Genomic DNA, 13522 nt, shown 5'->3' with positions numbered 1-13522 from the left:
GTGCTCTCCACCACGCAATGTCCCGTCCCAGGCGGGAGATAAACACAGAGACACAGAGACACAGAGAAGTCACAGAGGAACTAAAAAATGGTTTTTTCTCTGTGCCTTCTCTGTGTCTCTGTGTCTCTGTGGTTAATCAACCCTATCCGTCTACTCCGCCGCCTGCCGGGCCTTCCCCTGCATGTAGCGGTCCATCGCCTCGGCGGCGTCGCGGCCGTCCTTGATCGCCCATACCACCAGCGAGGCGCCGCGGACGATGTCTCCGGCGGCGAACACGCCGTCCAGGCTGGTCATGCAGCTGACGGGATCGGCCTCGATGGTGCCCCAGCGGCTGACCGCCAGGCCGGGTTCGCCGAACAGGGCCGGCATGTCCTCGGGGTCGAAGCCCAGGGCGGCGATCACCATGTCGGCGCCCAGCTCGAACTCCGAGCCCTCGATGGGCACCGGCGCCTGGCGGCCGGTCGCGTCGGGGACGCCCAGATGCATGCGGACGGCGCGCACCCCCTCGACCCGGCCGGTGCCGGTCAGCTCCAGCGGCGCCGCCATCCAGACGAACGCGACGTCTTCCTCCTCGGCATGGGCGACCTCGCGCTGCGAGCCGGGCATGTTGGCGCGGTCGCGGCGATAGAGGCACTTCACCGACGTCGCGCCCTGGCGGATGGCGGTGCGGACGCAATCCATGGCGGTGTCGCCGCCGCCGATCACCACCACGGCCTTGCCGGCGGCGTTCAGGCTGCCGTCGTCGAAGGCCGGCACCGCATCGCCCAGCCCGACCCGGTTCGAGACGATCAGGTAGTCCAGCGCCGGCACCACGCCGGGCAGCGCCGCGCCGGGGCAGTCCAGCGCCCGGCCCTTGTAGACGCCGGTGGCCAGCAGCACCGAATCGTGGCGGGCGCGCAGCTCGGCCAGGGTGAGGTCGCGGCCGATCGTCACCGACGGGACCAGTTTGATGCCGCCCTCGGCCAGCAGGCGGGTGCGGCGCTCGACCACCGCCTTGTCCAGCTTGAAGCCTGGAATGCCGTAGATCATCAGGCCGCCCATGCGGTCGTGGCGGTCGTAGACGGTGACCTGGTAGCCCTTGCGCCGCAGCGCCTCGGCCGCCGCCAGGCCGCCCGGGCCGCCGCCGACAATGCCCACCGAGGCGGCCAGCTCGCGCCCCGGCCTGGGCGGCTTCACCCACCCCTGGGCGAAGGCGTGCTCGGTGATGTGCTTTTCGACCGCGCCGATGGTGACGGTGCCGTGCTTCGACTGCTCGAGCACGCAGGAACCCTCGCACAGCCTATCCTGCGGACAGATGCGGCCGCAGATCTCGGGGAAGGTGTTGGTCGCCGACGAGACGGCATAGGCCTCCTCCATCCGGCCCTGGGCCACCAGCATCAGCCAGTCGGGGATGTTGTTGGCCAGCGGGCAGTGGATCTGGCAGAACGGAATGCCGCACTGTTCGCAGCGCGAGGCCTGCTCGCCGGCCTGTTCGGCGGCGAAGGGCAGGCTGATCTCGGCGAAGTCGGCGCCCCGCTCGGGGGCGGACCGCTTGTCGGGCTGACTTTGGTGCAGATGGGTGAACTGCAGCATCTTGCGGGGCATGGCCGGCCTTTCGCGGGCGGATTCGCGGTTGTCCCGCGGTCGATGCGGGGCTTCCTGTCTACGCCTGAACGCGGCGAATTGCCAGGGGAATCGAGAAAGCAGGACAGCAAGGCTGCCATTCATTCTCCGCATCGCCGTTGACGCGCCGGGTGTCGCGGAGATTGTGTGCCGCGGGCGCATCAAAAAAGGGCCGAATTGGGACCATAACGGCCTGTAGAGAACAATGGCAGGGACGGCAGCCACCGGCAGCCACCAACGCCGAAAGGTTCCATTAACGCAACATTAACCGGTGAACCATCCGTGCCGGCGAGGATTGCGATTTATTCGTGACTTTTGCGTAGCCATTTGGGTAACTATTGCCCGGACCAACACTTCCGGGATTGTCGACCTTGCCCCGTCTTCGCCTTGCCGCGTTGATCCTGTTGGCCATGGTGTCGGCCTGCGCCCGCCCGCCCGCCCCGCCGCCGGTGGCGGTGGCGCCGCCGCCGGTCATCCTCGATCCCGACAGCGCCTGCCTGCAGGAGCTGGCCGGCCTGCATGTCAGCTTCGAGCCGGTGGCCGCCTTCGGCGAGCCCGGCCAGGGCTGCGGCATAACCAATCCGGTCAAGGTCGCGGCCGGCACGGTGGCATGGAACCGTCCGGGCGTGGTCACCTGCGCCATGGCCCGCACCATGGCCCGCTTCGAACTGGAGGTGGTGCAGCCGGCCGCCTTCGCCCGCTTCGGCCAGCCGGTCAAGCGCATCCACCACATGGGCACCTACGATTGCCGGGTGCGGCGCACCTCGACCAAGGTGGCGGCCCAGTACGGCGGCAGCCGCGGCGGCCGCCTCAGCGAGCATGCCAAGGGCCAGGCCATCGACATCGGCGCCTTCGAGCTGGCCGACGGCACCATGGTGTCGGTCAAGAAGGACTGGCGCGCCGGCGGCGCCCGGTCGGGCTTCCTGCACGACGTGGCGCGCGGCTCGTGTTCCACCTTCAACGTGGCGCTGACCCCCAACCACGACCGCCTGCACCAGGACCATCTGCACCTGGACATCGGCCCCCACACCCTTTGTGGGTATTAACCGGCTACTGAATCGGGCCGGGTCGGCCTGGGCTTGCGGCCGGTAGCGGCGCGACGTGCCGGTGGGGAACAATCCCCGCCATGGACGGCAGGACCCTCCCCTTCGCGGCGGCCGCTTTCGCCCTTGGCTTCGGCATGGCCGAACCGGCCACCGCACCGCATCCGGCGGCCGGCGCCACCCCACCCGGACCGCCGCCGGCGCCGGTGCGCAAGGCCAGCGCCGCCGAGCTGCACTGCCTCGCCCTCAACGTCTACTGGGAGGCCCGCGGCGAACCGGATGACGGCCTGGTGGCGGTCGCCCACGTCACCCTGAACCGCGCCGACGACCCCGCCTTCCCCGGCTCCATCTGCGCCGTGGTGCATCAGCGGGCCGGCGGCGGTTGCCAGTTCGGCTGGGTCTGCACCCAGCCGTCGCACCAGCCCGACGACCAGTACGGCTGGAGCCGCGCCCAGACCGCCGCCCGCCGGGCCCTGGCCGGCAACCCCGATCCCACCGACGGCGCGCTCTATTTCCACGGCATCCGCGAACGGCCGCAATGGGCGCAAGGGCGCTACCGCCAGCGCATGGTAATCGGCGGCCACGTGTTCTTCTCGGTGAAGGGGTAAACAAGGGCCTGTCAAGACGACCGAGATCTACCTGGACTACCTCACGCATGACGGGGCCATGGTCGCCCAGTTAAGGGACGTTGGCAGCCTGAGGTGCGCTCGAACAGAGCGTTGAGCGTGGTGGCGACCACCGCGCGCGATTCGGCGCCGCCCCGGTTCACCTCCTCTTGCCACGCCAGGGTCAGCACCAGCAGTACGATGGTGTGCTCGGCCCGCATGCGGGGAAACCAGTCCAAATGCACGTCGGGCAGGATGCCGACCCACTGCTCCGCCTCGCTGATGCGCAGGTCGTAGCCCAAAGCGTCGAAGAGGGAGGCGAAGTAGATGCGGAAGCGTGGGCTGGTCAGCACTTCGTAGGCGTGGGTGGCCCCACGGTCACCCGCGAACAGGAATTGGCGCCGCAGCATCAGATTGGCTGCCTTGCGCACGTCATCCACGGCGGACTCGCCGAAGCGGGACTCGATCTCGGCCAGTTCATGGAGCATGGTCACGGCGTCGGCGCCTCGGGCAGCGAAACGTGGTCGGTCTCGCAGCGGTCACGAACGGGTATGGTCGCCCTTCATCCGCTTCGTCACGGTGCCAATGGTCAAAGGCGGTCTGCCGTTCGACGAACCTACCGCCGCGATGGGCAGCGCCGTGGGCATTGTCTTAACGCATCAGCCGCCGACCATCTCGTGCGTGGTAGGTCAGAGAATACGAGATGCCGTGGGGCTTCTCCGGCGTCGCACCAATCTCTTTGACCTTTAACCGTGCCACATGGCCGTTGGCGTAGATAATCTCCTCACCATCGAGGTCGAGCAGGTACGAGAGGGTTTCGTTGGCGTTGTCCATCCTCAACACATATCAGTTAGTGATAAGTGTGGGCAGGGGCAACCGTGAACGGCAGGCTGATGTCCGGGGGAGACGGACGGTGAAAACCGCCATTGTGGGATGCCCGGCTATCCCACGCGGCGTGTCGGGGGGACACGACCAAACTGCCAGGGTCAGCGTTCTTCACAGCCGATGGCTCAAGCACGTCGCACGGTCAGACGGTGTACTCCGCCAATCGCCGCCGCGCCGCGCGGTAGCGCCAGTCCAGGCCGCCCTCGGCGGCGAGGCGTTGATAGGCGACGGGGGCGGCGAGATCGACGTGGTCGGCCAGCACCGCCGCCGGGCTGGTCCCGTTCCGGTTGGGACCGCGGATGCCCGAGCGGCAGAAGCGGTGGTGCCGCGCCGCGATGGTCAGGGCCTCGGCCCCGATGCTGCCGATGTCGCCGAAGGGGAAGGCGAACCAGTCGCCCTTGGCCCCCAGCTCGGCCGCCAGCCGCGCCGCCGCCTGGCCGATTTCGGCCTCGACACCGGCGGCGTCCAGGGTGGTCAGGCGGCGGTGACTCATGGTGTGGTTGGCGATGACATGGCCGCGCGCCGCCAGGCCGCGCAGTTCGTCCCAGGTCATCAGCCGCATGCGTTCGGGGATGTCCTCGGGCCTTCGCCTGCCGTTGAAGACGTTGGCGGCGATGGCGGCGCGCTGTTCAGGCCAGGGCAGGTCGATCAGGCCGGGGCAGACGAAGAAGATGGCGCGTCCGCCATGGCCCTCGACCACCGCCGCCGCCTCCAGGTTCGAGGCGAAGCCGTCGTCGAAGGTCGGCGTGGTGGCGGCGCGCGGGCGGGCGCGGCCGTCCAGCAACGCCTCCAGCTCGGCCGGCGGGGCCAGGGTGAGCGACCCGGCCAGCCGGTCCAGCGCCGCCATCTCCTCGGGCGGCACGTCGTGCAGCAGCAGCAGCCGGTGGCCGTGCCCGCCGGTCAGGGCGTTGAGGATGCGGGTCGCGGCCAGCAGCGGCGGGGCGAGGAGGGTGGCGAGCCCGGCCATCACCAGACCCTGTCGACCACGCCGTCGAACACGCTGTCGGCCGAGACCAGGGACACGTTGTGGCGCCGAGCGGTGGCGGCGAGCAGGCGGTCGAAGGGATCGCGGTGGGACCACTCCATCAGCCCGGCTGTAATGCAGACGGTGGCGTCGAAATTCGCCTGCGTCCCACCTTGCTGGCTCAGGAGGTCACCCAGGTTGGCGGCGAACGGCTCCATTTCCGGCCATTTGCCAAGGCGGACCTTCTGCGCGATCTCGAAGAAGCTGATGGGGCTGACCAGTACCGTATCGGCGCCGTCGATGGCGTTCAGGGCCGCAGCGGACAGCCGGCCGTCTCCGGACAGGCTCCAGGCCCAGGCATGGGTATCGAGCAGGAAGGCCGTCAACGGCCGCCTTCCCACAGATCGAGGTCGCTGTCGTCCAGGGGCTCGAAGAAGTCCGGACCGTCGCCCAGCTGGCCCTTCAACAGGCCGATCTTGAACGAGCCTTGGATGACCGGAACCAGGCGCACCACCGGCTTGCTGCCGCGGGCGATGACCACCTCTTCACCGTTCAGGGCGGCCTCGATCAATTTCGACAGGTTGGTCTTGGCGGCGTGGATGCTGACCCGCTGCATTTCCGATCTCCAGGGCGACTTAGCTAAGTTAGCCATCGGCGGGACCGGGGTCAAGGACGCCTACAGCCGCTCCGCCAGCACCGCGGCGATGCGTTCGGCGGCGTGGCCGTCCCACAATTCCGGGATGCGGCCGGCCTTGCCGCCGGTGGCGAGGACGTCGCGAAAGGCCGCCATCACCCTGGCCGGGTCGGTGCCGACCAGGGTGTTGGTGCCATGGGTGATGGTGATCGGGCGCTCGGTGTTCTCGCGCACGGTGACGCAGGGCACGCCCAGCGCCGTGGTCTCCTCCTGCAGGCCGCCGGAATCGGTGACCACCACCCGGGCGCCGCGCATCAGGCCCAGCATTTCCAGGTAGCCCTGGGGCGGCAGCAGGCGGATGCCGGCGGCCTCGATCCCGGCAAGCAGCCCGGCCGCCTCCAGCCGGGCGCGGGTGCGGGGATGGCAGGGAAAGATCACCGGGGCGGCGGCGGCCATTTCGATCAGGCACTCCACCAGCGGCCCCAGCACCCCGGGCACGTCCACGTTGGAGGGCCGGTGCAGGGTGACCAGGGTGTAGCCGCCCGCCAGCCCGCCCAGGGTCGCGGCGGCCGGTACCGCCTTGTCCAGGCTGAACAGCAGGGAATCGATCATGACGTTGCCGACGAAGAACACCCGGGCCGGGTCGATGCCCTCGCGCACCAGATTGGCCTCGGCCTCGCGCTCGGTGGTGAACAGGAAATCCGAGATCTGGTCGGTCAGCACCCGGTTGACCTCCTCCGGCATGGCGCGGTCATAGGATCTCAGGCCGGCCTCGACGTGGATCACCCGGACGCCCTTCTTGGCCGCCACCAGGGCGCAGGCGATGGTCGAGTTGACGTCGCCCACCACCAGCACGGCATCGGGCTTCATCTCGTCCAGCACCGGCTCGAAGCGGGTCATGACGTCGGCGGTCTGGCGGGCATGGCTGCCGGAGCCGACCTCCAGGTTGACGTCCGGCTCGGGCAGGCCGAGATCGGCGAAGATGCGGTCGTTCATGGCGGCGTCGTAATGCTGGCCGGTGTGCAGCAGCGGCGCCGCCATCCCTTTGGCCTTCAGCGCCCGCAGCACGGGGCCGATCTTCATGAAATTGGGCCGCGCCCCCACCACGTTGAGGACGGTGGTCATGTCAGAACTTCCGCGCCGCCACCAGATCGGCGGGCATGTGGGTCTGGCGCAGGTACTGGGCCAGGGCATGCATGATCGACTGGTGCAGATCCTCGACGATGCCGTAATTGTCGCCGTCCACGTGGATGTTGACGTCGGCCATCGCGGCGGTGCGCCCACCGCCGAAGCCGGTCATGGCGATGGTGCCCAGGCCGTTGTCCCTGGCCCATTGGACGGCGCGCACGACGTTTTCCGAATCGCCCGACGAGCTGATGGTGATCAGCACGTCGCCGGGCCGCGCCAGCAGGCGCAGCTGGCCGACGAACACCTCGGCATAGGCGATGTCGTTGGCGATGGCGGTCAGCACCTCGACGGTGGCCGACAGGGAATGGACGCGGGGCCTGAGGCCGGTGTCGCAGGACAGGCCGCGCGAATGGTCGCAGACCAGATGGTTGGAGATGGCCGCCGAGCCGCCATTGCCGCAGGCATAGACGGTGGCGCCGCGGTCGTGCGCCTCGCGCAGCAGGACCTGCGCCGCCTCCAGCGCCGGACGCGGTACCGAGGCGGCGGCGCGCGCCAGCTGCTCGGCATAGGCATCGAAAAACGTCGCGATGGAGGGGAAGGGGTGCTCGGGAAACGTCATGCCGTGCTCCGGTCTCAGCGACGGGAGTGTTACCAGATCGGGCGGGTGCGCCCAAGCCCTTAAGTGGAGGCTGGGCGGGCTTGAACGCCGGGCCCGATTTACTTATTCAACTTGGGCCGTACCAACCTCGGGACCCTCAGCCCATGTCCTACGCCCGCACCGCCATCCTTCTCGCCGCGCTGACCGGATTGCTCGTCGCCATCGGCGGGCTGATCGGGGGCCAGGGCGGCATGCTGATCGCGCTGCTGATGGCCGGCGCCATGAACGCCTTCGCCTGGTGGAATTCCGACAAGATGGTGCTGTCCATGTACGGCGCCCAGCAGGTGGACCGCCATTCGGCGCCCGGCCTGGTGGCCATCGTCGAGCGTCTGACGGCGCGGGCCGGCATGCCCATGCCCAAGGTGTTCATCATCGACAACGATCAGCCCAACGCCTTCGCCACCGGCCGCAGCCCCGAGCACGCCTCGGTGGCCGCCACCACCGGCCTGCTGGATCGCCTCAGCCCCGAGGAGGTGGAGGGCGTGATGGCGCACGAGCTGGCCCACGTCGCCAACCGCGACACCCTGGTGATGACCATCACCGCCACCATCGCCGGCGCCATCGGCATGCTGGCCAACATGTTCGCATTCTCCTCCATGTTCGGCGGCCACCGCGAGGACGAGGAGGGCGGCGGCGGCCTCGGCCTGATCGGCGGCATCGTCATGATGGTGCTGGCCCCCCTGGCCGCCTCGCTGGTGCAGATGGCCATCTCGCGCACCCGCGAATACGCCGCCGATGCCGAGGGCGCGCGCATCTGCGGCAACCCGCTGTGGCTGGCCAGCGCGCTGGATCGCCTGGAGCAGGCGGCCCACGCCATCCCCAACCCGGCCGCCGAGCGCAATCCCGCCACCGCCCATCTGTTCATCGTCAACCCGCTGGCCGGAAAGGGCATGGACAATCTGTTCTCGACCCATCCCAGCATGGACAACCGCATCGCCGCCCTGCGCGCCATGGCCGCCGAGGCCGGCATGACCTGGGATGTGCGCGCCAATGCCACCACCGCCACCGCCCCGGCCGCGCGCCAGGCGGGCAGCCCGTGGGGCGGCGCCGGGGGGCGCAGGAAGGGGCCGTGGGGGTGATGCCACCTTTGGCGGCTTCTCCGGACGGATGGGCGGTGGTAGAATTCCGCCATGTCACGGTAGAAAGGTTCCCGCCATGGGCCTGAACATCAAGAACCCCGAGACCGGCCGCCTGATCCATGAACTGGCCTCCCTGACCGGCGAGAGCATGACCACCGCGGTGACCGAGGCCGTGCGCGAACGCCTTGAACGACTCCGCGGGCACGAGGCCGGCCCGCTGGCCGAACGCCTGCGGGCCATCGGGCGCGATTGCGCCGCCCGCCTGAAGGAGCCTTATCGCTCCATCGACCATGGCGAGCTTCTTTATGACGAACGGGGATTGCCGCGGTGATCGTGGATTCCTCGGCGCTGATCGCCATCCTGCGCGACGAACCGGAAGCGGCCGCCTGCGCCGAGGCCATCGCCGCCGCCCCGAACCGGCGCATCTCGGCGGCCAATCTGCTGGAATCGGCCGTGGTCATCGATGGCGGCCGCGATCCGGTCGCCAGCCGGCGGTTCGACGACTTGATAGCGGTGGCCGGCCTGAAGGTGGAACCGGTCACCGAGGCGCAGGTGCGCGTCGCCCGCGACGCCTACCGCGATTTCGGCAAGGGCAGCGGTCATCCCGCCCGCCTCAATTTCGGCGACTGCTTCGCCTATGCCTTGGCCAAGGTGACCGGCGAGGCGTTGCTGTTCGTCGGCGACGACTTCCGCCACACCGATCTGGTCGCCGCCCTCGATCCGGCCTGACGGCCTTGCCAAGGCGGGGCCGGCGGATGCACTCTGCCGGCCGTTGCTCCTTGACCGGGAAGCCCCTGCCTTGCCTGATGCCCGCCGCTTCGTGCTGATCGACCGTGACGGAACCCTCAACGTCGAAAAGCATTACCTGTCCGACCCCGACGATTTCGTCCTGATCCCCGGCGCCGGCGCGGCGATCCGGCGGCTCAAGGATGCCGGCTTCGGGGTGGCGGTGATCACCAACCAGTCGGGCATCGCGCGGGGCTATTTCGACCTGGCGCGGCTGGACCGGATCCATGCCCGCATGACCGAGCTGCTGGCGGCCGAGGGGGCGGCGGTGGACGGCGTCTATCTGTGCCCGCACGGCCCCGACGACGATTGCGCCTGCCGCAAGCCGCTGCCCGGCATGGTGGAGCAGGCGGTGGCCGAGCACGGCTTCGATCCCGCCCGCTCCGTCATGATCGGCGACAAGGAGGTGGACGTGGAGCTGGGCCTGGCGGTGGGGGCCGAGACCTTCCTGGTGCGCACCGGCCACGGCGCCAAGCATGTGGCCGGGACCAAGGCCCATCACGTGGTCGATGACCTGCCGGCGGCGGTCGAGATGATCCTGGCCGCAACCACATGAATGCCAGGACGATCGCCCTCGAGCTGCTCGACGCGGTGCTGGCCGGGCGGCACCTGCTGGACGAGGCGCTCGAGTCCGACAAACGGCTGGCGGCGCTGGAGCCCCGCGACCGCGCCTTCGCCCGCCTGCTGGCGGCCACCGTGCTGCGCCGGCTGGGCCAGCTCGACGATCTGATCGGCCGCTGCCTGGACCGCCCGTTGCCGGCCCGCTCGCGCCGGGTGATGGACGTGCTGCGCCTGGGTGCGGTGCAGCTCTTGTTCCTCGACACGCCGCCGCACGCCGCCATCTCGGCCACCGTCGATCTGGTCAAGGGCGGTCCCCTCAACGGCTTCGCCAAGCTGGTCAACGCGGTGCTGCGCCGGCTCGACCGCGAGGGCCGGGCCTGGGCGGCGGCGCAGGATGCCGGCCGGCTCAACACCCCGGACTGGCTGTGGCGGTCCTGGTGCGCCGCCTATGGCAAGGACACCGCGCGGGCCATTGCCGAGGCCCATCTGCACGAGGCGCCGGTGGACATCACCGCCATGGGCGATCCCGCCTTCTGGGCGGAACGGCTGCAGGCCGAGTTGCTGCCCACCGGGTCCTTGCGCCGCGCCGCCGGCGGCGACGTCACCGCCCTGCCGGGCTTCGCCGAGGGGGCGTGGTGGGTGCAGGACATGGCCGCCGCCATCCCCGCCCGCCTGCTGGGCGAGGTCGCCGGCAAGCGGGTCGCCGACCTTTGCGCCGCGCCCGGCGGCAAGGCGCTGCAACTGGCGGCCGCCGGGGCGCTGGTCACGGCGGTGGACCGCTCGGCCCGCCGGCTGGAGCGGGTGCGCCAAAACCTCGACCGGCTGAAGCTGGAGGCCGACATGGTCGCCGCCGACGTCGCCGCGTGGCGGCCCGAGAGCCCCTTCGACGCGGTGCTGCTGGACGCCCCCTGCACCGCCACCGGCACGCTGCGGCGCCATCCCGACGGCCTGCGGCTGAAGGGGCCGGGCGACGTGGCGGCCCTGGCCGACCAGCAGGCGGCGCTGCTGCGGGCGGCGCTGGAGATGCTGAAGCCCGGCGGCACCCTGGTCTATTGCGTCTGCTCGCTGGAGCCCGAGGAGGGTGTGGCGCAGGTGGAACGGCTGCTGGCGGCGGGTGCGGTCGAGCGCCTGCCGGTGCGGCCCGAGGAGGTCGGCGGTCTGGCCGAGCTGCTGACCCCGGCCGGGGATCTGAGGACGCTGCCGTGCCACATGGCCGAACTGGGCGGAATGGACGGGTTCTATGCGGCGCGGCTGGTGCGGGCAGCGACAGCATGATCACCAAACGCGACGAAGTGCTCGCCCTGGCCTTCATGGCAGCCACCCTGCCGGCGGTCGCCGTGCTGTCACCGCCCGCGGTGGTGATGCCGGTCGGCCTGACGGCCGTTTTCGTCGTGGCTTTGGCGTGGCGGCGCGGGCGCCTGGTTTCGGGGCGCTGTGCCTGGGCGGTGCTCTTTCTCGCCGCCTATGCCGCCATCTCCGCATTCTGGGGTCCGGTCCCGGCAAATGCGGTGGTGGCCGCCGGCAAGGTGGCTGTTGCGGCGCTGCTGGGCATTGGCCTGATCCATTATGCCGCGACCTTGGATGACGATGGCCGGCGCGTGGTCGGCAGCGCGCTGACGGCGGGCGTGGCGGCCGCCGGCCTTCTGCTGGCTGTCGATTACGGCGCGTCCGGCGCACTGCACGGCGACATCGGCGGCAGTGGCATCAAGGGCGTGGCCAACCGGGCGACCTCGGTTCTGCTTCTGCTCGCACTGCCGGCGGTGCTGTGGCTGTCCGAGCGGGGAAGGACGGCCTTGGCCCTGGCCTTGGCCCTTGGGGCCGGGGGCGCCATCGCCCTGGCCGACAATCGCACCTCGCTGCTGGCCATGGTGGTGTCGCTGGCGGTGTTCATGACGGTCCGCCTGGCGGGGACTGGCGCACTTCGAGTCGCGCGGGTGGGGCTGGTCGTCCTGGTGGCGACGGCACCGCTGGCCACCGTCTTCATCCCCGATCCCGCCCAGTCCTATGCCAGTTGGGGGTGGCGGCAGCCTTCGCTGCATCACCGGCTGACCATCTGGCGCTATGTCGGCGAGCGGATCGCGGAGAGGCCGGTGCTTGGTTTCGGAATGGATTCGTCGCGGTCCCTCTCTGGCGGCGAGGCGCGGCTCCGAATTTCGCCGCCGGACGCCGCCGCCCCGGTGGAGGAGCAGTTGTTGCCGCTGCATCCCCACAACGCCGTCCTGCAGATATGGCTGGAACTCGGGGCGGTCGGGGCGGCGGCGCTGGCGGTGCTGCTCTACCGTCTGGTCGGCGCCGTTTCCTCCATCCCCGCCGTGCCCGCGCGGGCCACGGCGGCGGCGGTGCTGGCGGGCGGGCTGGTCATCGCTTGTTCCAGCTACGGCATTTGGCAGAGCTGGTGGCAGGCGACCCTATGGGCGTCGGCGGCGATGACGGTGGCGGTCACCCGCCGGGTCAGATGAAGTTGACGTGCCCGGGCGGGTTGTCGATCAGCCGGAACAGGTAGCGGTTGACCTCGTCCATGCGGCAGTTCTTGCGGCATTCCTCGATGTCGAGGTGATGGGTGACGAACTCGTAGTTCTGCCGCCGCTTCTCGCCCTCCCAGATGGCCTGGAACGACGAATCGTTGATGTTGCCGAACTCGAAGCGCTCGTCGCTGAGGAAGCCGCCGCAGCCGTTGACCACGCCCGACGCCATGATGTGGGCCCACAGATAGGGCACCGAGTAGCAGCGGGTGTAGCGGTCGTCCGACGTGTATTTGCGCATGGTGTTGGAGCGGAACACGACGCTGAAGGTCTCCGAATTGAGATCCCTCAGGCTGTCCTCGAGCGCGAGGAAGGCGGTGTAGTCGATATCCTTGTAGGCCTGGGTGATGCTGCGCTCGACGTGCGAGTAGGGCTTGACGACCAGGTAGTCGAGGCCGGTCTCGCGCACCCGCTCGGCCAGGGCGCGGACCTCGTGCGCGTTCTCGGGCAGCAGCAGGAGCTGGGCCCCCAGGGTCACGGACAGCCCCTTGCGGCGGCGCGCTTCGACCATGGTCGCAAGGTTCTTGAGCGCCAAATCGAAATGGGCGGCCTTGGTACGGTGGACCTGGGCGTAGGTCTCGGGCGAGCCGGCGTTGATGGAGGCCTTGATCCACGACACGTGCGGCAGCGCCTCCTCGGGGAAGTCCCTGGGCATGGCGGTGGCGTTGGTGGTGAACGACACGTCGATGCCCGAGGACTTAATCAGCTGCACGATGCGGACGATGTCCTTGTGCAGCATCGGCTCGCCCTCGCCGGCCAGCATGATGCTCCTGACCCCCAGGCGCCCCATCTCGGGGATGCGCTCGGCCAGCAGGTCGTAGGCCAGGGTGCGGGTCTGGTAGCCGATGTAGTCGTAGGCGCAGAAGACGCAACGGTGGTTGCAGGCCCCGACCGGTCCCAGCTCGACATAGATGGGATAGACCGTCTTGGCCTTTTCCCAGTCCCCCTTCGATTCGAGCAGTTGGGCCACCCGCTGCGGGTGGTAGATCAGCTTGTGGCTGTCGATGGAGAAGCGGTCGCTCATGGGGAGATCTGTCCTGGTCCCTGCGGTGAGC

General features: G+C 69.6%; 17 protein-coding genes. 8 read left to right on the top strand and 9 right to left on the bottom strand.

The genetic code is table 11. The features are described from left to right. Positions 1-150 precede the first annotated feature (150 nt). Entirely contained in the window at positions 151-1584 is a 1434-nt protein-coding gene (locus MTBUT4_RS01185) for an NAD(P)-dependent oxidoreductase (RefSeq protein WP_173977835.1), read from the bottom strand. Between the two features lie 389 nt (positions 1585-1973). Between MTBUT4_RS01185 and MTBUT4_RS01180 the strand changes: the two genes are divergently transcribed. Both MTBUT4_RS01180 and MTBUT4_RS01175 read left to right on the top strand, forming a co-directional pair. Next, on the top strand, positions 1974-2648 hold the full coding sequence (locus MTBUT4_RS01180) for an extensin family protein (RefSeq protein ID WP_254434688.1): 675 nt from the start codon (positions 1974-1976) through the stop codon (positions 2646-2648). 80 nt (positions 2649-2728) lie between these two features. Beyond that, complete coding sequence (locus tag MTBUT4_RS01175; protein ID WP_173977834.1) at positions 2729-3253, top strand: cell wall hydrolase; 525 nt, start codon at positions 2729-2731, stop codon at positions 3251-3253. A gap of 41 nt (positions 3254-3294) precedes the next feature. Here the strand turns inward: MTBUT4_RS01175 and MTBUT4_RS01170 are convergent, their stop codons facing one another. The 7 genes from MTBUT4_RS01170 to MTBUT4_RS01140 all read right to left on the bottom strand — a co-directional run bounded on the left by MTBUT4_RS01170 (position 3295) and on the right by MTBUT4_RS01140 (position 7480). Further along, positions 3295-3738, bottom strand: a complete 444-nt coding sequence (locus MTBUT4_RS01170) for a DUF4194 domain-containing protein (RefSeq protein WP_254434691.1) — start codon at positions 3736-3738, stop codon at positions 3295-3297. A gap of 163 nt (positions 3739-3901) precedes the next feature. After that, a complete protein-coding gene (locus MTBUT4_RS01165; RefSeq protein WP_173977832.1) occupies positions 3902-4084 on the bottom strand; it encodes a hypothetical protein in 183 nt (60 codons plus the stop codon). A gap of 193 nt (positions 4085-4277) precedes the next feature. Then, the gene (locus MTBUT4_RS01160) at positions 4278-5102 is read right to left on the bottom strand and encodes a polysaccharide deacetylase family protein (RefSeq protein WP_173977831.1); all 825 of its coding nucleotides are present in this window, start codon (positions 5100-5102) and stop codon (positions 4278-4280) included. Further along, positions 5102-5485 (bottom strand): type II toxin-antitoxin system VapC family toxin, encoded by a 384-nt coding sequence (locus tag MTBUT4_RS01155; protein WP_173977830.1) that lies wholly within the window; start codon positions 5483-5485, stop codon positions 5102-5104. Before MTBUT4_RS01155 ends, MTBUT4_RS01160 begins: the two co-directional genes overlap by 1 nt. Further along, positions 5482-5715: a type II toxin-antitoxin system Phd/YefM family antitoxin gene (locus tag MTBUT4_RS01150; RefSeq protein ID WP_173977829.1), complete on the bottom strand. Its 234-nt coding sequence runs from the start codon at positions 5713-5715 to the stop codon at positions 5482-5484. The genes MTBUT4_RS01155 and MTBUT4_RS01150 overlap by 4 nt, the downstream gene beginning before the upstream one ends. Before the next feature lie 60 nt (positions 5716-5775). After that, the gene (gene wecB / locus MTBUT4_RS01145) at positions 5776-6858 is read right to left on the bottom strand and encodes a non-hydrolyzing UDP-N-acetylglucosamine 2-epimerase (RefSeq protein ID WP_173977828.1); all 1083 of its coding nucleotides are present in this window, start codon (positions 6856-6858) and stop codon (positions 5776-5778) included. 1 nt (position 6859) lies between these two features. Next, a complete protein-coding gene (locus MTBUT4_RS01140; RefSeq protein WP_173977827.1) occupies positions 6860-7480 on the bottom strand; it encodes an SIS domain-containing protein in 621 nt (206 codons plus the stop codon). Positions 7481-7623: 143 nt separating this feature from the next. Here MTBUT4_RS01140 and htpX point away from each other — a divergent pair, with 143 nt between their 5' ends. The 6 genes from htpX (at position 7624) to MTBUT4_RS01110 (ending at position 12404) form a co-directional block, all read left to right on the top strand. Beyond that, on the top strand, positions 7624-8598 hold the full coding sequence (gene htpX / locus MTBUT4_RS01135; RefSeq protein WP_173977826.1) for a zinc metalloprotease HtpX: 975 nt from the start codon (positions 7624-7626) through the stop codon (positions 8596-8598). A gap of 76 nt (positions 8599-8674) precedes the next feature. Further along, the gene (locus MTBUT4_RS01130; RefSeq protein WP_173977825.1) at positions 8675-8929 is read left to right on the top strand and encodes a type II toxin-antitoxin system VapB family antitoxin; all 255 of its coding nucleotides are present in this window, start codon (positions 8675-8677) and stop codon (positions 8927-8929) included. Next, positions 8926-9327, top strand: a complete 402-nt coding sequence (locus MTBUT4_RS01125) for a type II toxin-antitoxin system VapC family toxin (protein WP_173977824.1) — start codon at positions 8926-8928, stop codon at positions 9325-9327. The genes MTBUT4_RS01130 and MTBUT4_RS01125 overlap by 4 nt, the downstream gene beginning before the upstream one ends. Before the next feature lie 70 nt (positions 9328-9397). Beyond that, entirely contained in the window at positions 9398-9940 is a 543-nt protein-coding gene (gmhB, locus tag MTBUT4_RS01120) for a D-glycero-beta-D-manno-heptose 1,7-bisphosphate 7-phosphatase (protein ID WP_173977823.1), read from the top strand. Beyond that, positions 9937-11220, top strand: a complete 1284-nt coding sequence (locus tag MTBUT4_RS01115; RefSeq protein WP_173977822.1) for an RsmB/NOP family class I SAM-dependent RNA methyltransferase — start codon at positions 9937-9939, stop codon at positions 11218-11220. The genes gmhB and MTBUT4_RS01115 overlap by 4 nt, the downstream gene beginning before the upstream one ends. Then, positions 11217-12404 (top strand): O-antigen ligase, encoded by a 1188-nt coding sequence (locus tag MTBUT4_RS01110; RefSeq protein WP_173977821.1) that lies wholly within the window; start codon positions 11217-11219, stop codon positions 12402-12404. Before MTBUT4_RS01115 ends, MTBUT4_RS01110 begins: the two co-directional genes overlap by 4 nt. Here MTBUT4_RS01110 and MTBUT4_RS01105 read toward each other — a convergent pair. Next, complete coding sequence (locus MTBUT4_RS01105; protein WP_173977820.1) at positions 12397-13491, bottom strand: radical SAM protein; 1095 nt, start codon at positions 13489-13491, stop codon at positions 12397-12399. The two genes, MTBUT4_RS01110 and MTBUT4_RS01105, sit on opposite strands and share 8 nt — an antisense overlap. Positions 13492-13522 lie beyond the last annotated feature (31 nt).

Origin of the sequence: Magnetospirillum sp. UT-4, assembly GCF_902729435.1 — a bacterium.
Taxonomy (GTDB): domain Bacteria; phylum Pseudomonadota; class Alphaproteobacteria; order Rhodospirillales; family Magnetospirillaceae; genus Magnetospirillum.
The sequence above is the reverse complement of the archived record's forward strand: the minus strand, read 5'-3'. Positions and strand labels throughout refer to the sequence as shown.